The sequence below is a fragment of the Natrinema pellirubrum DSM 15624 genome (assembly GCF_000230735.2).
Taxonomy (GTDB): domain Archaea; phylum Halobacteriota; class Halobacteria; order Halobacteriales; family Natrialbaceae; genus Natrinema; species Natrinema pellirubrum.
Window position 1 is genome coordinate 1 of the sequence record NC_019967.1, and the last position, 22,767, is coordinate 22,767.

Consider the following 22,767-nt stretch of genomic DNA (forward strand, 5'->3'; position numbering starts at 1 on the left):
GATCCTCAGAAGAGTATAGCAAATCAGCATATTCGACGAAAATTGCTGAAACGGTGGTGGGTGTGACCGCTCGAACCAACCACGATGATCGAAGGAGGGGTACGGGACATAGAAACCAGACCGGGCCGCGATTGAGATTACCACGGGATGTGGTAGGAAGACAGAGACACACCACTCTTGCAAGTGAAGCCCAGAATTCGAGACAGGGGACAAAGTAGTACAGAGAAGCAGTTGCGGGGATACAAACGTCGGTACCAGCACAAAGAGAGCCTCTAGGACGTGAATTCTTACAACACCACCACCCAGATATGTCAGCGCTTTAGTTGAAATTGTGGACTGTTGCTCTAGTCACTACTAGTCTAAGTGCTTCACTTGTAACAGTGGTGTGTCTGTGTCCTTCACTTGAAACAGATGTAGGGGTGGTTTTATATAGGAGACGTGAGAAAGCGGTGACATGCGTCGATTCGAGCGGAAGCAGAACATCTTCCGCAACAAAGACGCCCTTGGAGAATCCTACCAACCCGACCAAATCGAGGAGCGAGATGAGGAGATCGAGGAGTACATGGACGCCCTCCAACCCGTCGTTGACGGTTGGGAACCGAACAACATTTTCCTCTACGGGAATACCGGCGTCGGGAAGACCGCCGTCACCGACTACCTTCTCGACAGACTCCAGGACGATGTCGCTGACTACGATGACGTTGACCTGTCGGTTATATCGGTGAATTGCAAGACACTGAATTCCTCTTATCAAGTCGCCGTAGAACTCGTGAACAAGCTTCGTCCTGCTGGCGGTGAAATCAGTTCTACTGGTTATCCCCAACAAACTGTCTTCAAGAAACTGTACGGGGAACTCGAGGCAATCGGTGGGACGATTCTGATCGTCTTGGACGAGGTCGACTCGATTGGTGATCGAGACGAATTGCTGTACGAACTTCCACGAGCTCGGGCGAACAACAACCTCGACTCGACGAAAGTCGGTGTAATCGGAATCAGTAACGACTTCAAATTCCGCGATCAGCTGGATCCTCGCGTTCAAGACACACTCTGTGAACGGGAACTGCAGTTCCCACCATATGATGCGCCTGAGCTGGAGAACATTCTCGAGTCCCGTGCCGAAATCGCAATCGCCGAGGGTGCCGTTGAGCAGGGTGTGTTGAACTTCTGTGCGGCTCTCGCTGCTCGCGACAGTGGAAGTGCCCGACAAGCGCTTGACCTCCTTCGATTAGCGGGCGAGATTGCGGAAAATCGCGAAGCGGATCTCATCGAGCGTGACCACGTTGAGGCAGCACGATCTCGTCTGGAACAGGAACGTGTGGAGGAAGGAATGCGAGAACTGACGACGCACGGGCGTCTCGCACTGTTAGCCGTTATCTCGAAAGCCGCCAAGGACGAGACGCCATCCCGAACGCGGGAGATCTACGAGGAATACACCGCACTCTGTGATTCCTCTGGGACCGACTCGCTCGCCCAACGATCCGTGCATAATCATCTGTCCGATCTTCGGATGCTCGGGATTCTGTCGGCCTACGAGAACCGGAGCGGTTCTCGTGGGAACTACTACAGCTATGAACTGGACGTTCCGTTCACAAGTGCGATTGAAGCGATGTCCGACGTTCTGCGGTTAGAAAGCGAAATAGAGACGATCCGAGAAATCGCGTCGATGAACAACGTCGCATAGACACACCACTCTTGCAAGTGAAGTCGCTGCTGTCGAGTGATTTTGCCTGTTCACTTGCAATAGTGGTGTGGTCAGTTCTGACTGTGTTCACTCGCAGCTGTGGTGTGCTTCACTTGTAACCGTGGTGTGTGTCTTTGGGATGATCAGTGCTGGTGATTTTGTTCCGTCAGAAGGTAATGTCACTTGATTCAGGCTCTTACCTAACACCGGTGGAATACCTATACATCTGTTTGGTAAGATACAAAGACATAGCGACAGAGGTGTTTATCCGCAACATCGTCGAAAAAAGGATGATCACGACATCAGCGCGTTACCGATCTGCCTGTAAATTGCCTCGGGGTCAAGCCCCGAGGCTTTCGCGTGGACTCCCGTTCTATGCCTCAACCGAAGCAGGGGGCACGTACTCCCCACTCACGTTCAACGTCCCGCGATTCAAGCGCACATCTACGGGTGCGCCTCCGTCGCCTGCGTTTTGCCGACGTCGGAGATACTGTAAACCGATGTTTTTCGCAGCGTTGTAGTCGGCGTGGTTCTCATAACCGCACTGCTGACACTTGAACGACTCCTCGTTCCGGTTATCGTCGTGGGTAAACCCACACGTCGAACACCGATTCGACGTGTTACGCGGGTCTACCTGTACAGCTTCGACGCTGTGTTCTTTGGCCTTGTATTCAACGTACTCGTAGAGGCGTCGAAACGCCCAGATGTGTTGCCACGTCGCTTCAGGAATGTTCTCTCGGATGTGGGTCAAATCCTCGAACACAATATGCGAGCAGCTGTTCTCAACGGCCTCTTCGATAAGTTCGTTCGCCACCGTGTGCAAGTATATTTCGAAGCGTCCGTACTCTTTCTGTCCAACGCTCTCGATGTTCTCGTGGGCGTACCGAGAGTCACACTGCTGAAGCGACCCACGACGCTTCTCGTATTCTCTGCGCCAGTGGTTGAACTCGTCTGCCGACCAGAACCGCCCAGTCGAAGCGACGGCAAGGTTGTTGACGCCTAAATCCACACCAAGGACTGTTCTGTGCTTGGATTCGGATTTAGACGATTCCTCGTCTGCTTCGACTTTCCGCATCGAGGCGTGGAGGTACCAGTCACCATCGCGGTACTGCAAGTGTGCCATCCGAAACTCGAAGGCCTCGTCAGAAACGTACTTCGTGGGTGGTGTCTCCGAGCTGTCAGGGAGGATGTAGTCGCACTCAATGCGCCCGTCTACGGTTGAAAGGGAAACATGATCTCGGTGGAACGTCGCACTCCGCTTGTCGTAAACTGCGCTGTCTGCCGAAAAGTGTGGTTTCGACGTGTTCTCACCACGTTTGAGGCGTTCGACGCCACTTTTGACGGCTTCAACCGCTCTACGAATCCCTTTCTGAACGAGGTTGGCGGTAAGGTCGGTTTCGTCGCGGAGTTGGTCATAGAGGGCGTGTTCGGCTTTGGCTTTCGAGGTGACGTGGTATCCGTCGTCGCCGTGCCAGCACCACTCCGATGCGGTGTTGGCGCAGTGTTTGAACTGCTCGACCGTCTCTCGAAGAGAGGCGTCCGCCCCTTCGGGAGTGTCGAGTTTGATGACGGCGGTACGGCGGTACTCCACTGTATTTTCACATATACGGGCGAAGTTACTTATACGTCGGGGAGTCGTCCCGCCATCGTAGCGTGGTTTGTGTCATCGGGTGTCAGCTTCCTCCCCGACCTCAAGGGTCGGGGCATCCGCCTCGTCCCGCCTGTGAATCGGCATAGAATTCTTTTGCTGAATCGAAGCCGGTGAGATCCTCAATCCGCGCTTCGAGAGCTTCAATTTCGTCGCGCAGTTCCGCAGCTTCCTCACTCTCACTCGCTGCCAGCTGCTCTTTGAGCCCTTGCAGGCGCGTCTCTTTCACGTCTTCGTCAACCTCGGATTTCCGGACGTAGGCCCGCTCGTCAACGTCGTAGACGTCCTCCTCCCGAAGATTGGTCACGTCGAGAGCGTCATTGACCTTGTCCGGCTCAATACCGAGGACCCGCTCGCGATCGATGCCCGCGTCCTCGAGGACAGCGAGAACCTCCTCGTCGTCTTTCAGTGACTTCGAACGCCGGCTCGTGCGCTGGATCGAGCCGTACTGAGCGTGTACCGGCTGGCCGTGTTGTACCCGGTCGAGTAAGACGTCCGCGACGTCTTGTCGGAGATCATCCGCGCCACGCTGAACGTCCGACAGCAGCGTATAGAGGTCGATGAGTCCATCCGTCTCGAGATCCGCCATCGCGGTGGGATCGTGGCGTTCTAGGGCGTCGATCAGCAGGAGCGCATCCGCATAAACATCGATGTCGGGTTCGGCTCTGTCTGTCTGCTCCGATGGCTCGTCGTTGAGACCGTGTGTTGTGGTCGGAGCGTCGGTTTCGCGGAGCACGCCGGCGTCTACATCGATCTCGATGCGAGGATGGAGCGTGAGGACGGCCGCGTACGGCTCGGCGTCCGGTGGGAGCCGATCAAGGTCGAAGCCACCGGCTGTATCTTGGAGCCGTCGATAGAGCGTTTCGAACTGCTCACGCTGGAGTGGTTGGGAATCGCCCGACTCCAGGAATTCGATGATGATGCGGTGCTCTTGGGTATCGGTGATGTGAAATCGCGTGTCCGAGAGTGGCGTGACGAGGGTGGCAGTTGAGGCGAGTTCCTCGGCTTCTTCGAGAAGGGTATGCCACCTCGCACTGTACGTCATATCCCTCATATGATTCTGAGGCCACAAAACTCCGTGTCTTCTTCGGAACCGTTGGTATGACTGACGAGTGGACTGCCGCTCTGTATGGATACTTATCTTACCAAATTATACATTCGACATTCTAAGACTCTGTTTGGTAAGAAAGCGACACAACGGAACAAGCACGGTCATCTGTGGGTGTTCAGGAGTCTCTGGATCTCCAGTCTTGCTCTTGGAGCAGTCTACTCGAAGGCATCTCGGAAACCCTCTGGAAGCAACGAGCCCGGTTTCTGCGCGTGAAAGGCGACGTTCTCGCGAGCTTGATTGATGTGCTTCTGGACGCTCTCGTCGTTGTGGTTCTCGGCCAGCGTCTCTAGCTCAGCCAGCATCGTCTGTAGTTCGTCCTCAGCGCCGATCAGTTCAGCTGCGACTGCCAATTCCTTGAGGCCCTTGGCTGCGGCGCGTCGCACCCGTCCATCGTCGTCGACGAGCGCGTCGAGGTAGAACTCGCGAAGTCGGTGACGATGCGTCGCGATCTCATCGAGCGTCCAGTCGTCCGGTAATACTGCGTCGGTGCGATCAGCTCCGACCGTTCGAAACGCAAGCCCCGGATACAGGGCGGCCGCAAAGCGAACGACAGACTTACGCTGATAGCCATTGTCACTCGCGTAGAGGTCACGACACCGCTCGAAGCAGTCATCGAACAGGGCCGCTCGCTCTTCAAGTTCCATGTCGTCGACAGAGTCGATTGCACGGTTCACGCGGTCGGTGTCACCCGAAGACAGCGCAGCGGCGAACGCGTCGGGTGTTTGATCCATGGTCGTCCGTTTGCTGGCGACCTGTGTAACTCCTCGGACTACGAGGTGCAGCGGATACGGCAGTGCCTGTGGGCGTGAAATCCATCGTCGCTGATGAGAACTATACACGTCGGTTGTTTAGCCGTCACGGCGTCCGGATATACTTGTACAAACGAGTAGTAGCGGCTACTATGACGGACGACGAAGCGCCGGTGTAGCAGTGTACGCTGGATACGGCGCTGGATCTCCCGAAGGCGCTTGAGGCAGCTGCGATCGAGTATCTCGATGTCGACGAGCATCGGACGATCGTGATCTACCAGAGTGCCATTCTTATGATCACGGCTACTGAAGGCCAGACAACGGCCGCACGGGCGTTCGATGCTGCACTCTGGGAGCCGCCAGTAGAGGATTTCGATCGTGACCCTGTCGACCTTCTCACGACGTTCATCGACGAACTTGTAGCAACGACAGGCGCGTCTCGCCGGTGATCAGTCCTTCTTGAGCGGCGTGGGAATCCCGCCTGCAGTAAAGCGAGCGACCGCTCCACATCTTGTACACTCGTCGACGAACGCACAGACTCGAAGTGGGGTTTCTACCTCACGAATGCCACTGCACACGGAGCACTCGAACGTGGTACGATACCGGACTGACGGACGGTGGTGTTGTCGCCGTGGGTGTGGGTTTGACGCTGCTGTCGACGTCGATGTGTCCTCTCGGGGTGTCTCGGACTGGTCGTGATCGAGCTGCCAGGCCGAATCGGGAAGCGTTTCGAAAATGCGATTTGGCTTACTGACGCCTCCATCGAGAACACCAGGCTCGGCTGGCTCGCGTGCGTCGTCTGATCGGGATCCATCAACTGAGCTACTGTTGACGTGTGACGCATCTCGGTGACCCAGAGGATCCGTCTGTGCCCACGCACCGAGTTCGACGGCCTCTGCCTCCTCGTAGAGCACGCCGTCGATGGCAGCCGCCAGTTCGGCGAGTGGCTCGGAAATCTCGGACTCCCCGTGTTTCTCGACAGCGTGCTCGAACAACCATTCTCGGAGCGTCGCTGCAGTCTCTCTATCGACTGTGTACGATGGAACAGCGTTCATTCGTCTCTTACCCCGTCCTTCTTGGATACGACAAACCACACACCGCCATCCCCATTGCTGAGACTCCATACTGGTGTTAGCGAGGTCGTGGCTGCGCGCGCAGCGACCGGAGGGAGCGAGCACGGAGCGGTGGGTGGGGCGGTGGGGCGACCACGGGCGGTGGTCGCCACAAAAAACGGGGGAGTGCCCCGCTCAGCGGAGGGTGTCCCGTTCTTCTTCGAGCCCGACACCCGGGTCGTCGGTGCCGTGTTCGGCTTCGTAGGCGTCGACGAGCTCCCGACTGTACCGCGCGATCCGGTTTCGGGACGTCGGCACGATCGTGCTCGCCGCCGCGGCGACCTGCTCTTGGGTGAGGTGCTTGCGCGAGAGCAGCCGATCCGCCGCGTACAGCGCCGACGCCGCGACGGTGCACCGTGGCGTTCCTGGCCCGACCGGCACCTGGTCACCGAGTTGCATCAGGTGTTGAGCCAGCCGCCACGTCCGCACGGCTCGCGCCCCGGGGATGGCGTCGTCATCGAGCGCGTCGACGACCTTCATCACGGCGTTGGGTCTGATGAGTGGCGCGTCGAACCCGCATTCACACCGGATCTTCCGCGCCGCAGCGCACACCCGCTCGTGGGGCGCTTTGGTGTGCGTCGCGACCGCGACGTCGATCTCGTCCCGGTCGACCGATGAGGCTCGCGCGGCCAGGAGGACGGCGCCGCCGGCGAGTGCCTCCCAGGCCATCCGCCCACCCGGTAGCCGCGCTTCCGAGGCGCTCCGGAGGAACTGTGCCGCCATCTTGACGACGTGGTCCGGCAAGTTCAGGTTGCCGCCGATCATCTCGACGTCCCGCAGCCCCTCGTTGAGCCGCTTCGTCCGCTTGCGCTTCTCGCCGAACTGCATCCGCTTGTGCCACTTCCGGAGGCGCTGGACCTTCTCCCACTGCTCGTTGCTCAGGGGATTGCCGTGCCCATCAGTGCTCCTTCCGATTTTCGTGTGGAGGCCCTTGTCCGTCCGGAGTGGGTCCACTGTCTCGATGCTCTGGTCGGCATCCCCGACCAGGCCCAGGTCGTTCAGCGTCGGGCTCAGGTCCACCCACTCGTCGGCGACGATCAGCCCGCAGTCCGTGCAGAACGACTGCTCGTCTTCGGTGATCACCTGGCCCTCACACTCGGGACAGGCCGACCGCCTCGACGGTTCGTGTTCGACCGTCGGCTCGTGACCGCGTTCTTCGGTGGTCGTACTCTGTACGTCCGAAACCGTCTTTTCGCTCGCGTTGTTACTCAATATTGCAGTCTCCTGAAGGCGCTCACCACAGCGCCCGACACCGCGATGCTACCACATCGCGGATCTCTGACATCCAAATGTACAGCACTGACTACAGGATCTCGTGCGCTTTCGCGAGCGCCTTCACCCCTCGCGGGCGCGAGCAACAACTCTCGGCGGCGCTTCTACTGGGTATCCTTATGAGGCACAGGGAGACTACCGCAGAAGTCAAATCAGGAGTCACTCTCGCTCATTCGCGGGCGGTAACCGATGATCAGGCGGGCATTTTCTCCGTGATTAACCAATATCCGCGCGATGGACGCCGCGAGTGTTGATTAGCACTTTTCGTCGAGTCGACTCCTGTCTCAATCGAAGACGCCCGGGGCGATGTGGTGGCCGCACGGTGCGACGACAGCCTCGCCCGGACCGATGACAGTGATGCTTGCCACCGATTCATCGCAGACCGGGCAGCGTCGCTCTTCAGACGCTTCGTCAGTCATAGCAGGTCGACAGGAAGAAAGTTGAATCTGACTCGCTAGTTCATCGCCTGCTGGAGTCGCTCGCGAAGCGCACCCTCGCGCTCCTCGAACTGGTCAAATTTTTTGCAGGTCGTCGCTGCCGCGTTCGATGCTCGCAAGCGCCCGCTCGCCGACGCAGAACAAAATGAGTTGGACAGAGATGAGAGCCTGAAACAATTCCGCTTCAGTATATAAGTAAACTATATTACCGGAATTCCGGTTACATATATAAGTGTAGCCGATAACCTAGACATAATGCTACTCGAGAAACCAGCGCGTGAGCGCGGGTTCAAGAAGGAACGCCTCCATCGAGTGCTGCTGAATCACGCTGCTGGGGAAATGAGCTGCTATGCAGTCGCCAATGACGCGGACGTTTCCACCTCGTGGACGTACGACTATCTCGACCAACTCGAACATGACGGGCTCGTCGAGGACACCAGCGTCCTCGACCCAGCAGCGCTCTATGACCGCTGGGTGGAGACGCGGATCGAGCCGAACTCGGTTCGCGTCTCGCTCCAACAACCCCTGGAGACGGTTCGCGAGGCAGGCCTCGACTATGCGCTCACGACCGACGAAGCCGAACAGGTTCACCAAGGATTCCTGTTCGCGTCGACGACGGCACTCTACGTGCGAGAGGAGGATATCAACGATTGGCTGAGCGTGATCGAACAGAAGGGGTTCGTCGGCGGCGGGAACACCGAACTTCGCGCGACCGACGAGCACGTCTTCTACAATACGCAGACGGTCGACGAGGTCACGACCGTCTCGATCCCACAACTGATCGTCGATCTGCTCGACGAGGACGGTCCGGCAGTCGAAGCCGCGAATCGCCTCCTGAAGCAATACCACGGGCTGACCGATGAGTAACGCGGATCGCAGCCAGTACGCCAAGCCGGTGACATCCCTCTCGGAAGGCGAACTGCAGGACGTCCTCTCGGCTGCCGAACCACCCGTCTGTCTACTCGGCGGGTGGGCGGTCCACCTCCAGGTCACGGACGGCTTCCAAGCCGCCCACGACCGTGCGTATATTGGCTCCCGGGACATCGACCTTGGGATCCACATCGACCCCTCGTGGTCGACTGACGAACTACACACAGCGCCGGTCACAACCACGCTCGAGCGTATCGAGAACGACCTCGGGTACAGCCGCGGTCGATTCGGCTTCTACCAGCAGTTCCACAGGGACACACACGAGCGCCTCGACGACACAGCGGCGCGCGACCAGCCGGCACACAACGTTTTCCGGGTTGACATCGACATCATTCCGGATACGACAACACTCGACGTCTTCCAGAACACCTTTGGATTTCGCCCACCGGCTGAACCCCTGCTCGAACCAGTGTTCGAGGCAGACGCGGGAGAGCCGCTCGCCGACTATGTCGACTGGGAGAACCCGCCTGACGCCTTCATCGCCCCAGCCGAACTCCTCGCCGTGATGAAGGTCCGGGCGTTCCCGGACCGCGACAAGAGCCACAAGCAACTGAAGGATCTCGCCGACCTACACGCCCTCCTCTGGTACGTGACCGACTATACCGAGATTCGGTCGGCAGTTCGAGCACGCCTGACCGACGAGGACATTACAGCGTTCGAGTCGATGACGAGCGACGACCTCTACGACAGGACAGCTGGACTCATTGAGGTCGATTCGACCATCGTCCGACAATCAATAGAGCGGTTGTTAGTTTGACGGTACCAGTTGTTCAGGTTATAAGCCGCGACATCTACACGTCGGCGACCTCGTCGATGAAGTCCTCGTCCAACTGCTGTTTCAATACTCGGAGGTTTGCCGCCTCCTCGGCGCCGACGAGCGCTTTGAGTTGATCGAAGGTGATCTCATCGTCGTAATAGGCGGCAGCGATCTCCTGGGTGAGTGCGTCGTCGTGAGCGGCGTCTTGGAGGTACTCCCGAAGCGCGGTCACGAGAACGTCGGTCCGGTCTTCCCCGAGGACTGTGGCCAGTGCGTCGGCCCGGTCGATGAGCCGATCAGGGGCCCGAAACTGCACGCGCTTCTTATCGGTGCTCATAATGTGTACATTGTGGGCCAACGCAGTTATCCGTTTTTGTGTGTACGATCTGAGCCTCACTCGGCCAAATGGCACTCGATCACAAGATGTTCTTCGAGGTCACGCGTCCAGTGCGTGGCGGGCCCACCGGGGCTACAGCGAGCACACAGTTGGAGCGGGCCCTCGAGATGGCCGATTTCTACGCGGAACCGGGTAAGTGCCGTGAGCGCGTCGACGACGAGCCCACAGCCGTCGCAGGCGTGGCGATCGCCCTTCTCGGGATCCGACCGCTCTTGGACGGCACAGTCGACATAGAGCGGGCTACCCGGATGCCTGTTCGCGTTCGCTACCCGTGCGTTGCTGGCGTGCGCGTTCGTAGCGGTCTCGCTCTTCGCGGGCGGTCGCCCAGTCGCCGAGGTCGCTGTATACGTCGTCGATGGTTCGCTCGTCGCTGCCTTCCGCGGCGGTAACGGCGTCGACGGCCGCCGGTGACGCGGCGTCGTACGCCTCCTCATACTCGGTGATGCGCGTCGTCAGCTCACGAACGCGATCCTGAAGCTCCTCAACGGAGTGGTCGGCTGCGAGCTGGTTGATGCGTCGCCACTCGAAGTACGCGTCGTTGCGCTCGTACGTGGCTGGATGGCCATCGTGTCGGGTGACGATGCCAAGGTCGTCGAACCACCCCAGATACTTCCGGGCGGTCTTGGGGTCACAGTCGGCGCTGTCGGCGATCGCGCTCGCCGTCGTCGGCTCGCGGGTCTGCAGGATGGTTCCGTAGATGCGCTGTTCGACGTCGTCGCTGCTGAACGGCTCCCCGAAGGGGGGCGGGCCATCGGCGGCGTCTGTCTCGGACATATTCAGGATTGCAGCGCGAAGGATATATTTCTTACTTCGAGGAATAGTTTCCTGAAGTACAGTCTCCCCCGTTTTGCGGCGAGATTGAGCGTGGTTAACCAACAAATAGCGCGATATAGCGAGTCTGTTGGTTAATCTTCTCGGCTCGCAGAATCAGAACGCTCGAGAGAGGTTTTCGGATGGCGGTGAAGCGGCGCCGCTACTAAGATTGGCCACCGAAGAATCGACTCAACAGAGAGGATGGCTCTGAGTCATCACCGGTCTCGATCGCAGTACCGGAGTCTTCCTCGTGGGATTGCGCAGTCTCCTGATCACGGGCTGCGAGTTCGTCGGTGAGGCGCTCGATCTCTGTTTCGAGGGTTTCGATCCGCTCAGTCTTCTGTTCGAGTGTTGCCTCGAGTTCGTCGACGCGCTTACTCAACAAGCGGTTTTTCTCCGCCAGATACGCACGACTCCGGTCTGCCTCGTCAGCCAACAGCGGAACAAGTATACAGCGCTGGAACGGTTCGCCCAGCGGAACGAGATTACGTTTGTGATTCCACAGCGGGTGTATGAGGAACTTGGCGGTGCGCCAGACCGCAGTACGCCCGGTCAGACACCGATTAATAGCGCGATTGATACTGGATGGGTGACCGTCGCTGATGAATTAGATTACACGAATCCAACGGTATCTAGCGTTATGGACGGTGTGCGTGGCTTCATTGCACGTGAGTCGAATCGCTCCGAGGACAACATCGAGAAAGCGGATACCGCACTTGGTGGCGTCGCAGCCCACCTCTTAGAGAGCGGGAAAGCCGCGTCTATCTGTGTCCTCACGACAGATGACGATGCAGGGAACGGCGTCGTCACTGCAATCGAAGCTCATGGGTTCGACGGGCAAATCACGTTCAAAGACGGCTTTGAGCTGATTGCAGAGATCACGTAATATCGAGTCTCTTGACCGTTAGTGGCGCCGTCTATTGAGTGAGAATGTATAGACAGCCCCTCCAAGCCTCTAATCCGCTCTCGATGATGTTTCCGATGAAACATCACAATCGAGCACGTCAGATTAACCAACACATCCAGCACGATCGGCGTTGAAGTTGGTTAATATTGAAGGCGATCCGCCCCCATATCAGCAACGGTGCCACCATTTCTAATATTGGGAACGTAGATTATGCTCCTACTGTTGGTAACATCCCCAACATAGGAAATATTTCTAATGGAAGGGATGCAAGTGATAGACGAAATTGAGTAAGCGGGTACTGTATTTCTAATATTAGAAATGTTATTTCTATAAGTACCATTAGAAACACAAGAATGAATTTGCTTGTCAGTGCTAGAATTGTAGTGTATGGGCAGTATCACGCGGCTGAACGCCATTTCTAACGTTAGAAACGCTGCCAATCGTCTGACGTAGATTTTTAACGTTAGAAACAGCAGTACTGTTCGAGGCGTTAGTAATGGCGGATTCAATCCCAGAGGTGATCGCGGTGTCGTTTCAGAAAGGAGGGACCGGAAAGACGTTTACAGCGATGAATCTCGCAGGCGGTCTCGCTGCCAGAGGTTTTGAGGTTCTCCTAGTCGATATGGACCCTCAGGGAACGCTTACTGCAAACCTCGGTCATCGTGAACTGTTCGATGATCTCGACAGGCTCTCACTTGACGAAGTGCTGCTTGACGTCAACAAGTGGGACCAGATCACCGATCTCGTAATCGAACACGACGAGTTCGATGTGATCCCCGCGAACTCGACATACACAGGTAACAAGACCCCACTGGATTCTGCTGACGCCGGAGAGAAGCGACTCGGGAAGATACTCACGCGACTGGAAACTGACTATCACTACGTAGTCTGTGACTGTCCGCCCGATTTCTCCGCCTTTGCAAAGAATGCCGTCACTGCCGGTGAAAACGTGGTCGTCCCGATGGTGCCACGGTCGGAGATGGTTCACTCGACGAACCTCCTGTTCGACATGTACGACACCCTCGGGATGATGCACGATCTCGACATCGAGTATCTCGCCTTCACGATGACGTACACCTCGACAAAGGAAACGAAGCAAATGCGCGAGGTACTGGACTGGTTCGACGATACCTTCGGTGAGAAAGGAGTGAAAATCGACGACCGCGCCGCGTTCGATCGCGCAAAATGGGAAGCTGGCTCCATCTATGTCCACGACGAATCACTCCAAAACGACCAGTTCCCACAGTTCGATACGGTGGTCAAGCGCGTGTTAGATCAAACGTCACCGCCTGATTTCAACGGCGACGTCGAGGCGATGCGTCAGAAATCCACCGATGAAATCCGATCACGAGAGATCGAAGCATGAGCGACCTCGAAGACGAAATGGAGCGAACAAAAGAGCGAGCAGCTGCGTTCGGCGTGAGTGGCGAGACGGACGACCAGGACGAGGAAGACGTTGATACCGAGGAAGACGCGAGCGAAAGCGTCGCCGAGCAATCCACTACCGAAGAAGGGGATGAGAGATCAGAAGCAGATGAAGCATTAGAAACGTCAGAAACATCCCCAACAGTAGAAGGAGACCGTACGCCAGAAATAGAAGAGAGAGACGGGTCAGCGGAACAAGAGCAGACTGGCGAAGATGTACCGGCAGATACTGAAGGGGAGTACGAGTCAACTGAGGACAACGCTACCACGAGTAGCGAGGATTCGTCTCGTGGTCGTCTCGTCGACGAATACGACAATGTGAATATCTACATCCCGCCTGAGCTGAAGCGGGATCTCAACGATCTCTTCAAACTCATGGACCTCGAATACTCCCGATCGAAAAGCGATGATTTAGAGAAGCACTGGGATTTCTATCCGGCGGTCGTTCGAACAGTGCTTGAGAATGAAGAGGACCTCCGGGCTGAACTCGGAATTGACGAGTGAGTTATATTCCGACGCCTGGCCTACTTCAACATCGAAGTCCTATTCGCTCGATTGGACTGGTCCTTTATACTCCGATTTGATCGAATCTCCTTCACGCCACTGCCAGTAATAGTAGCGGTTGTCGTTGATCTCCTTCACTGTGATCGTGGCTTTAGAGGGGACATCGTCTGGGAGGTCCTCAGGTCGCTCCTCGACCGGGTCTTCCTCGTCCTCTTGTTCAGCAAGACGTGCTTCGCGCTCCCGATACTCGGCAAGTTCCTCGGCGTAACGTCCGATGTGCCGGAGTAGGTCGGGTGAACACTCATCTAGCGTCTCGACGACGTCGTCAGGGAGTTCCTCCGGCGGGGTCGGTGGAGAGTAGGACATGGGACACTGCCGTATTAACCAACATCGACGGCAAATTCCATAGTATTGTTGGTTAAGACGAATAGGGCGGAGTCACTCACATAGGAAACTTGATGGAAAACGGAGAATGCCTCGCCCTACATCGTGGCGAACTCTTCACCGGAATCGGGAAGATAGTCGACAATACTCCGGTGAGCACCGAATTCACTAATTGTAGTCTGGAGAGCGTCGACAACGGTCGCGATGTCGCGGTTGATCTCGTGTTCGCGGTACGTACCGCCGTCTTGGCCACGATGTTCCTTGTGGGAAAGTGTGAGATTGAGGATCTCGAAGTCAGAAAGGAAGCTCCGCATCCGACGGGCTGTACGGGGATCCCGAGCCTGGAACTCGCAGAGTTCCTTGTATCGCTGGTAGACGATACGTGACCGCGCCGGGGTTTCGTCCTCGGCGGCGAGCGTTGTGAGCGCGTACAGTGTGAGTTGTTCGTGTTCGGTGAGATCACGCATGATATCCATGCTCTGCTGAGCCTCAAGTTTCTCTTGGGCGCGTTCGACGAGATCAGTCGTGACTGTGGATGCGTTCTCTGTTCGGGCGAGATCGCCGGCTTTCCGGAGAAGCGTGATTGCCCGTCGAGCATCACCGCCATCCTGTCGGCCGAGTGCAGCACAGAGTGGAATTACATCTTCCTCAAGTGCGTTTTGGTGAAACGCGATTTCGGCCCGCTGTTCAAGCACCTTCTGGAGTTCTTCTGTTCCATATGGCGGGAACGAAATCTCGGTTTCACAGAGCGATGACTGAACCTTTGCATCGAGCTGTTCTCGAAATGTCGAATCGTTGCTAATGCCGATGAGACCGAGCTGGATGTTGTCGATGTATCCGTTGTTGTCGGCACGCGTGATCTGATAGAGGAACGTATCGTCAGAGATATGATCGATCTCGTCGAGGACGATGATAACTGTCCCGGAGAGTTTGTTGAGTTCGTCCCAGAGAAGACGATAGACTTTGGACTGGGGGTGCCCGGTCTCGGCGATGTGGTTTTCGGGGTCACGGAGATTGTTGACGAGATTGATTGCGGCCTGGTAACTCGTGCTAAGGCCGTCACAGTTGACGGTAACGAAGGCAGTGTCGACAGCGAAGTGTTCCGCGGAGTCCCGAAGTTCATTGAGAAGGAAGTTCGTGACGGCAGTTTTCCCGACACCAGTCTTCCCGTAGATGAAAATATTGTCGGGGTACTCCCCATTGATGATTGGCTGAAGGGCGGCTTCGTACTCTTCGATCTCGTTATCCCGGCCAACGATGTCATCCGGGACGTACTCTACCTTGAGCGTGTTGCGTCGTTTATAGAGCGTATCGTCGGGTTGGAACCGAGGACCCATGATGTCCTCAATGATTCATTGTGGCATGATAATGGTTACGACCATCGTTTCCGCTATTTCCAGTATAACCACCATGGGGGACGCGTCCCGATATCGGATCAAGACCCCGCTGTTTCCAATAAAGGAGGGCTATCACTGGGTTTGGCATTGAAGGAGAGGAACGAAATGATTCAGATTCTGTTCTCGTGAAGAGACACACCCCACCGTTTCCAGTAAAGGACGAGGTCGTACTGTTGGCCGCCACACCCCACGATTTCCAGTAAATCACAATTCTCTTGGACCACGGAAAGAATGAGAATAAAGACCACCGGGTTCCAGTATTTCCAGTAAACGATTCTTTATAAAGGGACAACACACCACCGTTTCCACTAATCGGCTTATAGAATGTAATCGGGGGAAGGCGGATAGCAGTAATGAAGAACGGTATCGTAACACCCCCTCCCCACTATTTCCAGTAATAGGACGTAGAGGTATCCGACCAATTCAGAAAGAATACTGAACTAGTGGAAAGATTTATCACTCTTATCTTCTAATTGGTCCGTAGCCTCGAAAACACAACAGTTTACTAGAGAAGGAATCTAGTGAAATCAGCTTTAGCGAGTGCCGCTTCCGCTCCGATTCTAGGTTTACTGGAAACGATGGGGGGAGAGTGTCGGGCCGTAACTCTTCATCCGAATCCTGTCAGTGTATTAGTGGAAATGCTGGGGTCTGACGAGCGTCTGACTTAGCTCCGTACTTTCGGTGAGGGATTAACCAACGTTCCACGGATGTAATCACTTTCGTTGGTTAACCGCATTTCTCCGTTCCTTAGTTCGAATACTCTTCGAGAACCTCCAGTGCTATCTGGAGCTCTCGACGTTTCGCTTCCCGCTCTTCTATCTCTCGGTCAAGATCGTGAACTGCTTCTGCGAGCTGTTCCGCCACGCCTACTGTCGCCGGAAGCCGACCATCGGGTCGTGGGACGTGTCCACTCCGAATTTCGATGTCGACCCGCCGCAGATGCTTACAGCCACCGCTCGGCTGGTGCTTCGTGAAATCCGGACACGTACACGTCTTGCTCGCGACGTCGACCTCGTAGGTGTTCCCCGACGCCGACTGCACCTCGTACACACCACCTTTCCTGAGCAATGAGACGTCCATCTCCTCCGTTCGAGCGCCGCTCGACGGTTTGTGCAGTCAGGACTCTATCTGAATGTTGGCCTCTTCCGTGGCAGCTGGTCGGGTGAGGAGACTCACCTGCTCCAGGAGCGTCATCGCTGCGTCGATCCGCCTTTGATCGTCGGAATCCAATTGATCGACGTCGATACTGCTGAGATTGCTGAGAGCGCGGTGCATCCGGTAGCCGGGGGTGTCTCGTGGGTCCATGTGTACGCCTCCGCCGATTTACGGCGCAGAAAAACGCAGACGAGCGAACAGCAGGACATCTCCGAAATGGTCCTGGACTGGTCTTTAGTTAACCAACGATTCCAGAACTCCACTCTTTTACGGTGGTTAAGCTTGACTTCCCGCCTACCGAGCTCCTTCGGGCTCCGGCCCGTATCGAGGAGTTCCACATACCTGACACTCCCACATCGGCTGCCCAGTCCACTCATCGTCAGGGACGGTTTCGTATTCGTTGAATCGATGCTCAGTCTCCTGGTTGCACTCCCGACACTCGAGGTGCTCCCTGTTCGGACTCTCGCGTCGCATGCTCCCGGTACTGGCGTCGGTGACGAATCGCTGAAGCGCAATCGCCGGCACCAGCCAGACGTCATCGTCTGCGTCCTCTAGGAGGGCCGCAAGACGATTCTCGTCGCGAACGCCGCTCCCGGTTTCGTCGTAGAGGAACGTTGCGCGCTCGCCGTCGTGACGCGATTGCGTCGTGTCTGTCCACGTCGTCCGCTCACGAGCGGCCGCGAGCAGCTGTTCGCCGCACTCCGATGAGACCCGTGTCGCCGAAGGAAGCGAGGGCCACTGGTCGGCAAGCTGCGCTGCAGGTTCCTCGTCGAGATCGTAGATGAGCTGGCAGTCGTCGACCGCAGGGTCGGAAGCCGATTTCGCGAGGAGAGAGGCCGCAGCGGATCCCTTTGCCACGGCGCCGTAGAACGTCCGCGACTCGACGAGCGCGTGGATGACATGGAGGATATCACACTCCGAATCAGGGGTGTCCTGGTCATCGGTGGGTGCATCGAGATGGTTCGATAGACAGAACCGGCACTTCGTCTGGCTGGCGGGGATTGACGCCCCACAAGAGGCACACTCGGTCGTCGTTGCCATCGTATCGTCTGGATAGCCTTCATCGACTCTATCCGCTCGTTGACGTCGGGACTCTCCGTCGCCACTGCTGGAGAGTGTTTCGTCGGGGATATGCGTCGCTTCGCCAAGCGGCCGGAGCTCTTCGTAGTCAGAGTAACGTTCGGTCATAGAGTAGTCTGATAGCAGCATGCTTCGTCTTCGGTTTTAAAGGGTAGCTCTCACGTCAATTCATCTACAGACACGCAAACCAATAGGAGGAGCGTCGTTAGACAGCCAGTTCGTCCAGCGCTTCTCGGTGAGTTCGGACGGTGACCGGAGAGACGTTCGCGACCTCTGCGACGTCCGTCTGTGTAAGCAACTGGCCCTGTTCGTGCCCCGCTTTGTACAGGCAAGCTGCGGCGAACCCTGACGGGCAGACGCCCGTCGTAACTCCCGTTGATTCCGAGCCCTCCGCTAACCTCCGTGCTCGTTGCCGAATTCGATCGGAGACATCGAGTTCCGACGCGAGCCGCGGAACGAACGCACTGGGCGTCACGGGCTGGGCCGGGAGGCCGAGTTCCGTGTTCAGCGTCTTGTACGCGTTCGTCACGCGCGACTGCTCAACGCGTGCCGGGTCGGTGACGTCGTCGAGGGTTCGCGAGAGGCCATTACACCGACAGGCGCCGTAGACGCTCGCTGTGGCCATCGCTTCGATCGACCGACCCGGCAGGAGATTGTCGTTCTGGGCGCTCCGGAAGAGCTGGCACGCCTGGTCACGAATCGCCTCGGACAGCTCGAGCGCGCTCACGATCCGGCGGACCTCCCCCAGACCGTGTGCGAGGTTGCGCTCGGCTTTCGACTGAAACCTGCCACGAGACTGTTCACGCCGCATCCGGGCCACCTGCCGCCGCTTCCGTTCAGAGAGCGTATTTCCGTTTGCGTCCGTTCCATGTCCGATCTCGGTCGACAGGCCCCGGTCGTGTCGCGCCGCCGTCAGCGGCGCACCCGTCCGTTCACGCTCATCGTCATCGTACGCTCGCCATTCTGGCCCGTGGTCGATGCGCTGCTCGTCGACGACGAGGCCACAGTCCTCGCAGACGGTTTCGACCGCATTGGTGGTGACCCGGCCGCCGCACTCGGGACACTGGTTCGCGCTGGAGTCAGTCTGTACGTTCTCGTCAAATGCCGTCTCGTAGATGTCTCTGATTGCCATGGTTCTCACGAGGGGAATCACGCAGATCGTGCATCTCGGAACGCCCCTCACCCGCCAGGGGCAGATAAACACCCAGCGGTACGGAGCCGGCGCAGTGCGATACTGTGGCGAAAGCCCGGCGGCTCTGTGAGCCGCCCGGAACGTGGAGGTTGGGTGGGGCGGCGGGAAGCGGGTGAACGGGCATAAGCAAAAAAGAAGGCCGCGTTAGCCGACTACTCCCACCACTGACCGCGCTCTGGGAACAGCACGGTGCTCCACCCGGTCAGAGCCACTGAGACGCGCCCCTGATACCAGTTCCGCGCCGCCCCGTGAATCCGCACGCGTTCGCCTTCTTCCATCCACGGTTGGTCGCTCGCAACCCAGGACGTGAACTTCGTTCGTCCACTTTCGTCCTCGATGAGCCCGACTTGCCGAATCGCCGATGAATCCGCATCCCACAACTGGGTCACGGTTCCCTCGATGCTCACCTCCTTTCGGTTCACGTCCTCGACCTTCCCTATCGGGATCACCTGTCCCGGCGCCGTCTGTAGCTCCTCGAACACGCTGACGACCGCACTCATCATGTCTTTCCCGTTGATGACCGCCTCGGCCAGCCGCCGACTGATCGCCGCCCGCGACCACCCATCCAGCTTTTCGGCCAGCCGCATCGATTGTTCGTTCACAGCCGCCAACTGCTCCTGTTCGAGTTCCACACGCGGGTCGTCCCGTTCTGGGTCCGCCATCGGGTCCACGCTCGCTCGCCGCTTCTGGAACTCCGTCCGTCGCATCGCACTTCGTTTTACCGCGATATCTCGCGTCCGCATCTCCCGACCCTCCTGCGTTCCGAGTTCAGCCTGGGCACTGATGCGCTCCAGCTCAGCCTCCCGCGCCTTGATGCGCTCTTCCTGTTCGAGGGTCTTCCCGAACATGTGATCCGGTCCTTCCTCGACTCGCGCGTCCGGATGATTTGAATCTACTTTCGCCTGCACTTCCATGTCGACCGTCGCCTGGAACTCCGGGGTCTCATCGACGACCTCGAAGCCATCCTCATCGACCGCCGCTTCATCGTGTTTCTCGAATGCCTGTTCATCGACCGAAACTACTTCACTGGAGACGTTCTTACTTGACATTGGAATCGGACCTGATTCCGAAGGCGCTCACTCGGCGTCTTCTTCCGACACCACGACTCTCCAGCCGTGGCTGTCCACAACGACCAACTCACCCATCGCGCGCTCTCGCTCGCGCCTTCGCGAGCGCCCCTGGGCGCGAGCGAGAGCGCGCCTCAGGGAGGCCACCCAACCAGCACCGCGCGCCGACCCGCCCGGAGCGAGCGGCCAGCGGGATATGCCCGCTCGTGTCCGGCCCGATACGCGGGTCCGTGTCCAGGGCGACTGTCGCCGAGAACGCGCGCCGCGGTGTGGCGCGCGCCAGCGCAGGCGGCACAAAGCGCTGGAACGCGAAAGCCCGCAAGGGGCGCAACCGACGGGGATACCCGCTGGCGCCGAGGGCACATCCATTTTAGCCCGGAACGGGCGCTCACGGTGCGGAGAGCGCCCGCACGCCCGGAATGGTCGGTCGCGAGCGACGCGGAGGGCGGCAGCGGCGAGCGGGGCGAGCCGTTACGAATCACCTGTTCATCCACTCTCGACGCTCTGTGCTCCAGCCACTACCTGGTGGACTCAGAAAGGGCGAGGCCGCTTCGGTCGTCCCCCGACTCCGCAAGCACCGAGGGACGAGGCGCGCAGCGTGGGGCGTGGGATGCCGAGCGGCTGAGGGCTTTCGGAATGAGGGTCACTACTCGGTCTAGATCAGCCGCATCGAGTCGCCCGGGTCGTCGCCGATGATGTCCGCCAAGCCGTAGACCGTGATCGCGTCCGTGTACCCTTGCGCTCGAACGGCATTTTTGATGCCTTTCCTGGCGGGCTGATCGTCTGTGAGCACGACGACACCCGTTGTCGAGCGGTCTCTCACATACTGAATGACTAGGCCCGCAAGAATTGCGTCCGTCTTCTCGACCTCGTGCTCGGCTTTAGTCGTTTCACTCGCGATGGTCCGTCTGGCGATATCGCTTGCCGCGACAGCGTCCCCGTCCGTTGGTGATGGCGCATCGATGATCTCGGCCCATCCTTCGTCGAGCGCCGTCCGGACACGATCCGTCTCTGAGCCACCGAGTTCGCCGATCACGCGCCGGGGGAGTTTGCAGACGACGCCGGCGTGCTGGATGGCTCGGCGAAATCGTTGGTACTGCGGATTCGAGGGCTGGCCGATCGCGTAGAAGATGTTCGCGTCGACGAGGACGTCCTGGTCAGCGGATAATGGCGTGTCTCGACCCATCCGATGAACTCACCTATCGGGGTCCGACGAATCCGTCGGGGCACCAGCTATCTCGTCAAGATCGGGAAGATCCATCTCGTCATGCACATCCGGGAAGAGGTACTCGAAGAACGGATCGTGCTCCCGGCCGACGGCAAGCGCGGGTTTGAGCGCGTAGATGATCATCATCGCTTCCGTCTCGCGCACGTCGATGTCGCTGGCGACCATCCGCTGAGTCGTCTTCCCCGCGAAGTGGAGCCCGGCGCCGCGCAATGCAGCGATGAGCTTCCCGAGGCCGTACCGGTCCACGAAGTACTTGATGTCCTCATCGACCTCCTGGAGCCCGAGGGCGTGGAGGGCGGTCGGCGTGATGACGATCGGGACGTACTGCTCGACGATGATGATCGGGTCGGCGGTCAGCTGCTGGGGGCGTGTCGAGTCGTCGCGGTCGACGAGGCCGAGATCGACCAGTCGGTCGACGTACTCGTAGGCCGTCGATTTCGAGAGATCGAGCGCCTCCATAGCTTCCGGTGGGGTGACCGGGCCCCAGTAGCAGATGTAGATGTAGACGCGGGCGAGTGCTGGGCGGTTGAGCAGTTCCACGACTGTTTCGAGCCGGGGCGCGTTCTCGGCCAGCGTCTCCGGCTCGAGCGTGTCTTCGGTGAGGATGTCGATCGGTGGCGGGTCCAGCGTGTCGATTCCACCATCTGGGCGAATGTGCTCGTGATCAGGAGCCATAGGAGTTAGTCCGAAGTCCGTGTACTTCAGACTATCGGTGCGGCAAGTGACGTGCTACTGGCTTATGTGAACGGACGCTGAGGGACGCTCCACCGAGTTAACCGGCTACTCGACAACGTGTAACTCGAAATCTCGCGTCCAGTACGTCGCGGGCCCGCCGGGACTACATCGCCCACACAGCTGCAACGGCCCCTCGAGATGGCCGAGTTCCACCCGGAACCGCGTGAGCGCCGCGAGGGCGTCGACGACGAGGCCACACCCGTCGCAGGCGTGATGATCGCGCTCCTCGGGATCAGGCCGCTCTTGGAGCGCACAGTCGACGCAGATCGGGTGCGTCATCCGTTCGTCTTTCCCCCAGGTATGTGCCTCGCCCATCTCTGTATCGGGACGTGCATCGCAGAAGGCACACCCAGCAAGCGTCTGTTGCATCAGTCGTCCTCCGCGTCTCTGGCGGCCCGCCAGCCGCGATGGAACACGGCGAGCTGGGTGATCGAGTCGAAGGCCTCGCCGCTGGGGTCGTGAACCAGGACATGCTGGTCAGGGATCGGCCTCACCATATCGTCCTCGATGAGATCATTCACGAGACGGCGGGCACTCCGCTCGTCGATGTCTGCCGTCGCGACCCGGGCCGCATCCCGGTCCTGTGCAACAAGTTCGGTTTCAAGCCGCTCGTGATCGGCTGTCGTGTCGTCGAGGATATCGGATCCAGTCATGGGAACTCAACTATGGCACGCACTTCGAGCGCGCCTCACGCCTTCCGGCGCGGATAAACTCGCAGGCTGGAGAGAGCGGACAGGCAGGTGGCTGACTTGGACTCTCTATGATTAACCAACAATCGCTGAAGTC

Annotated in this window: 24 protein-coding genes and 2 pseudogenes; 6 read left to right on the forward strand and 20 right to left on the reverse strand. The window is 58.2% G+C overall.

All coding sequences use genetic code 11. The annotated features are described in order from the left end of the window. Positions 1-454: 454 nt before the first annotated feature. On the forward strand, positions 455-1,681 hold the full coding sequence (locus tag NATPE_RS18390; RefSeq protein ID WP_006183539.1) for an orc1/cdc6 family replication initiation protein: 1,227 nt from the start codon (positions 455-457) through the stop codon (positions 1,679-1,681). 373 nt (positions 1,682-2,054) lie between these two features. On the opposite strand, the gene NATPE_RS18395 is transcribed toward NATPE_RS18390, so the two are convergent. The 5 genes from NATPE_RS18395 to NATPE_RS18415 form a co-directional block, all read right to left on the reverse strand. Beyond that, on the reverse strand, positions 2,055-3,272 hold the full coding sequence (locus NATPE_RS18395; RefSeq protein WP_006183540.1) for an RNA-guided endonuclease InsQ/TnpB family protein: 1,218 nt from the start codon (positions 3,270-3,272) through the stop codon (positions 2,055-2,057). Positions 3,273-3,372: 100 nt separating this feature from the next. Then, entirely contained in the window at positions 3,373-4,374 is a 1,002-nt protein-coding gene (locus NATPE_RS18400; protein WP_006183541.1) for a hypothetical protein, read from the reverse strand. A 221-nt stretch (positions 4,375-4,595) separates the two neighbouring features. Continuing rightward, positions 4,596-5,171, reverse strand: a complete 576-nt coding sequence (locus tag NATPE_RS18405; RefSeq protein ID WP_006183542.1) for a hypothetical protein — start codon at positions 5,169-5,171, stop codon at positions 4,596-4,598. Positions 5,172-5,638: 467 nt separating this feature from the next. Further along, positions 5,639-6,244, reverse strand: coding sequence for a hypothetical protein (locus NATPE_RS21560; protein WP_152422622.1), 606 nt, complete (start codon positions 6,242-6,244; stop codon positions 5,639-5,641). Positions 6,245-6,436: 192 nt separating this feature from the next. After that, entirely contained in the window at positions 6,437-7,513 is a 1,077-nt protein-coding gene (locus NATPE_RS18415; protein ID WP_006183545.1) for a transcription initiation factor IIB, read from the reverse strand. A gap of 752 nt (positions 7,514-8,265) precedes the next feature. Between NATPE_RS18415 and NATPE_RS18420 the strand changes: the two genes are divergently transcribed. Continuing rightward, positions 8,266-8,877 carry a hypothetical protein gene (locus tag NATPE_RS18420; protein WP_006183546.1) on the forward strand — a complete coding sequence of 204 codons (612 nt, stop codon included), beginning with the start codon at positions 8,266-8,268 and terminating at the stop codon, positions 8,875-8,877. Continuing rightward, entirely contained in the window at positions 8,870-9,697 is an 828-nt protein-coding gene (locus NATPE_RS18425; protein WP_006183547.1) for a nucleotidyl transferase AbiEii/AbiGii toxin family protein, read from the forward strand. The genes NATPE_RS18420 and NATPE_RS18425 overlap by 8 nt, the downstream gene beginning before the upstream one ends. 34 nt (positions 9,698-9,731) lie before the next feature. Here the strand turns inward: NATPE_RS18425 and NATPE_RS18430 are convergent, their stop codons facing one another. From NATPE_RS18430 to NATPE_RS23590, 4 genes and pseudogenes are all read right to left on the reverse strand, one after another. Next, complete coding sequence (locus NATPE_RS18430) at positions 9,732-10,034, reverse strand: hypothetical protein (RefSeq protein WP_006183548.1); 303 nt, start codon at positions 10,032-10,034, stop codon at positions 9,732-9,734. A gap of 56 nt (positions 10,035-10,090) precedes the next feature. Continuing rightward, positions 10,091-10,333: pseudogene (locus tag NATPE_RS23085) on the reverse strand (DUF7558 family protein); the annotation flags it as partial. Between the two features lies 1 nt (position 10,334). After that, positions 10,335-10,868 carry a DUF7342 family protein gene (locus tag NATPE_RS18435; RefSeq protein ID WP_006183549.1) on the reverse strand — a complete coding sequence of 178 codons (534 nt, stop codon included), beginning with the start codon at positions 10,866-10,868 and terminating at the stop codon, positions 10,335-10,337. Between the two features lie 202 nt (positions 10,869-11,070). Then, positions 11,071-11,337, reverse strand: a pseudogene (locus NATPE_RS23590) (hypothetical protein); the annotation flags it as partial. Between NATPE_RS23590 and NATPE_RS18440 the strand changes: the two are divergent. The 3 genes from NATPE_RS18440 to NATPE_RS18450 all read left to right on the forward strand — a co-directional run bounded on the left by NATPE_RS18440 (position 11,311) and on the right by NATPE_RS18450 (position 13,743). Continuing rightward, positions 11,311-11,793: a hypothetical protein gene (locus NATPE_RS18440; RefSeq protein WP_049804986.1), complete on the forward strand. Its 483-nt coding sequence runs from the start codon at positions 11,311-11,313 to the stop codon at positions 11,791-11,793. The pseudogene NATPE_RS23590 and the gene NATPE_RS18440 sit on opposite strands and share 27 nt — an antisense overlap. Before the next feature lie 517 nt (positions 11,794-12,310). Further along, entirely contained in the window at positions 12,311-13,180 is an 870-nt protein-coding gene (locus tag NATPE_RS18445; protein WP_015310230.1) for a ParA family protein, read from the forward strand. Continuing rightward, positions 13,177-13,743 carry a hypothetical protein gene (locus tag NATPE_RS18450; RefSeq protein WP_006183552.1) on the forward strand — a complete coding sequence of 189 codons (567 nt, stop codon included), beginning with the start codon at positions 13,177-13,179 and terminating at the stop codon, positions 13,741-13,743. The genes NATPE_RS18445 and NATPE_RS18450 overlap by 4 nt, the downstream gene beginning before the upstream one ends. Positions 13,744-13,782: 39 nt before the next feature. Here NATPE_RS18450 and NATPE_RS18455 read toward each other — a convergent pair whose 3' ends face one another. From NATPE_RS18455 to NATPE_RS18505, 11 genes are all read right to left on the reverse strand, one after another. After that, positions 13,783-14,109: a hypothetical protein gene (locus tag NATPE_RS18455; RefSeq protein ID WP_015310231.1), complete on the reverse strand. Its 327-nt coding sequence runs from the start codon at positions 14,107-14,109 to the stop codon at positions 13,783-13,785. Between the two features lie 116 nt (positions 14,110-14,225). Then, complete coding sequence (locus NATPE_RS18460; protein ID WP_006183554.1) at positions 14,226-15,464, reverse strand: orc1/cdc6 family replication initiation protein; 1,239 nt, start codon at positions 15,462-15,464, stop codon at positions 14,226-14,228. 807 nt (positions 15,465-16,271) lie between these two features. Next, positions 16,272-16,604, reverse strand: coding sequence for a hypothetical protein (locus NATPE_RS18465; RefSeq protein WP_006183555.1), 333 nt, complete (start codon positions 16,602-16,604; stop codon positions 16,272-16,274). 36 nt (positions 16,605-16,640) lie between these two features. Further along, entirely contained in the window at positions 16,641-16,829 is a 189-nt protein-coding gene (locus tag NATPE_RS18470) for a hypothetical protein (protein WP_006183556.1), read from the reverse strand. Positions 16,830-16,973: 144 nt separating this feature from the next. Continuing rightward, on the reverse strand, positions 16,974-17,867 hold the full coding sequence (locus NATPE_RS18475) for a biosurfactant protein 1 (RefSeq protein ID WP_049804987.1): 894 nt from the start codon (positions 17,865-17,867) through the stop codon (positions 16,974-16,976). 97 nt (positions 17,868-17,964) lie between these two features. Further along, on the reverse strand, positions 17,965-18,891 hold the full coding sequence (locus tag NATPE_RS18480; protein WP_006183558.1) for a transcription initiation factor IIB: 927 nt from the start codon (positions 18,889-18,891) through the stop codon (positions 17,965-17,967). 212 nt (positions 18,892-19,103) lie between these two features. Then, a complete protein-coding gene (locus NATPE_RS18485; RefSeq protein ID WP_006183559.1) occupies positions 19,104-20,000 on the reverse strand; it encodes a hypothetical protein in 897 nt (298 codons plus the stop codon). 673 nt (positions 20,001-20,673) lie between these two features. Continuing rightward, positions 20,674-21,204: a hypothetical protein gene (locus NATPE_RS18490; RefSeq protein WP_006183560.1), complete on the reverse strand. Its 531-nt coding sequence runs from the start codon at positions 21,202-21,204 to the stop codon at positions 20,674-20,676. A gap of 9 nt (positions 21,205-21,213) precedes the next feature. Next, positions 21,214-21,921, reverse strand: a complete 708-nt coding sequence (locus NATPE_RS18495) for a DUF7437 domain-containing protein (RefSeq protein WP_006183561.1) — start codon at positions 21,919-21,921, stop codon at positions 21,214-21,216. A gap of 105 nt (positions 21,922-22,026) precedes the next feature. After that, complete coding sequence (locus NATPE_RS18500) at positions 22,027-22,350, reverse strand: DUF7558 family protein (protein ID WP_015310233.1); 324 nt, start codon at positions 22,348-22,350, stop codon at positions 22,027-22,029. Further along, on the reverse strand, positions 22,350-22,634 hold the full coding sequence (locus tag NATPE_RS18505; protein WP_006183563.1) for a hypothetical protein: 285 nt from the start codon (positions 22,632-22,634) through the stop codon (positions 22,350-22,352). Before NATPE_RS18505 ends, NATPE_RS18500 begins: the two co-directional genes overlap by 1 nt. Positions 22,635-22,767: the final 133 nt, after the last annotated feature.

What these genes read in the sequence shown, in the direction of transcription:
- NATPE_RS18390 (WP_006183539.1), top strand. Translation starts at nt 455, where the DNA reads ATGCGTCGATTCGAGCGGAAGCAGAACATCTTCCGCAACAAAGACGCC.
- NATPE_RS18400 (WP_006183541.1), bottom strand. Translation starts at nt 4,374, where the DNA reads ATGACGTACAGTGCGAGGTGGCATACCCTTCTCGAAGAAGCCGAGGAA.
- NATPE_RS18420 (WP_006183546.1), top strand. Translation starts at nt 8,266, where the DNA reads ATGCTACTCGAGAAACCAGCGCGTGAGCGCGGGTTCAAGAAGGAACGC.
- NATPE_RS18455 (WP_015310231.1), bottom strand. Translation starts at nt 14,109, where the DNA reads ATGTCCTACTCTCCACCGACCCCGCCGGAGGAACTCCCTGACGACGTC.
- NATPE_RS18460 (WP_006183554.1), bottom strand. Translation starts at nt 15,464, where the DNA reads ATGGGTCCTCGGTTCCAACCCGACGATACGCTCTATAAACGACGCAAC.
- NATPE_RS18475 (WP_049804987.1), bottom strand. Translation starts at nt 17,867, where the DNA reads ATGACCGAACGTTACTCTGACTACGAAGAGCTCCGGCCGCTTGGCGAA.
- NATPE_RS18490 (WP_006183560.1), bottom strand. Translation starts at nt 21,204, where the DNA reads ATGGGTCGAGACACGCCATTATCCGCTGACCAGGACGTCCTCGTCGAC.
- NATPE_RS18425 (WP_006183547.1), top strand. Translation starts at nt 8,870, where the DNA reads ATGAGTAACGCGGATCGCAGCCAGTACGCCAAGCCGGTGACATCCCTC.
- NATPE_RS18450 (WP_006183552.1), top strand. Translation starts at nt 13,177, where the DNA reads ATGAGCGACCTCGAAGACGAAATGGAGCGAACAAAAGAGCGAGCAGCT.
- NATPE_RS18495 (WP_006183561.1), bottom strand. Translation starts at nt 21,921, where the DNA reads ATGGCTCCTGATCACGAGCACATTCGCCCAGATGGTGGAATCGACACG.
- NATPE_RS18505 (WP_006183563.1), bottom strand. Translation starts at nt 22,634, where the DNA reads ATGACTGGATCCGATATCCTCGACGACACGACAGCCGATCACGAGCGG.
- NATPE_RS18430 (WP_006183548.1), bottom strand. Translation starts at nt 10,034, where the DNA reads ATGAGCACCGATAAGAAGCGCGTGCAGTTTCGGGCCCCTGATCGGCTC.
- NATPE_RS18485 (WP_006183559.1), bottom strand. Translation starts at nt 20,000, where the DNA reads ATGTCAAGTAAGAACGTCTCCAGTGAAGTAGTTTCGGTCGATGAACAG.
- NATPE_RS18435 (WP_006183549.1), bottom strand. Translation starts at nt 10,868, where the DNA reads ATGTCCGAGACAGACGCCGCCGATGGCCCGCCCCCCTTCGGGGAGCCG.
- NATPE_RS18500 (WP_015310233.1), bottom strand. Translation starts at nt 22,350, where the DNA reads ATGCAACAGACGCTTGCTGGGTGTGCCTTCTGCGATGCACGTCCCGAT.
- NATPE_RS18480 (WP_006183558.1), bottom strand. Translation starts at nt 18,891, where the DNA reads ATGGCAATCAGAGACATCTACGAGACGGCATTTGACGAGAACGTACAG.
- NATPE_RS18465 (WP_006183555.1), bottom strand. Translation starts at nt 16,604, where the DNA reads ATGGACGTCTCATTGCTCAGGAAAGGTGGTGTGTACGAGGTGCAGTCG.
- NATPE_RS18405 (WP_006183542.1), bottom strand. Translation starts at nt 5,171, where the DNA reads ATGGATCAAACACCCGACGCGTTCGCCGCTGCGCTGTCTTCGGGTGAC.
- NATPE_RS21560 (WP_152422622.1), bottom strand. Translation starts at nt 6,244, where the DNA reads ATGAACGCTGTTCCATCGTACACAGTCGATAGAGAGACTGCAGCGACG.
- NATPE_RS18445 (WP_015310230.1), top strand. Translation starts at nt 12,311, where the DNA reads ATGGCGGATTCAATCCCAGAGGTGATCGCGGTGTCGTTTCAGAAAGGA.
- NATPE_RS18470 (WP_006183556.1), bottom strand. Translation starts at nt 16,829, where the DNA reads ATGGACCCACGAGACACCCCCGGCTACCGGATGCACCGCGCTCTCAGC.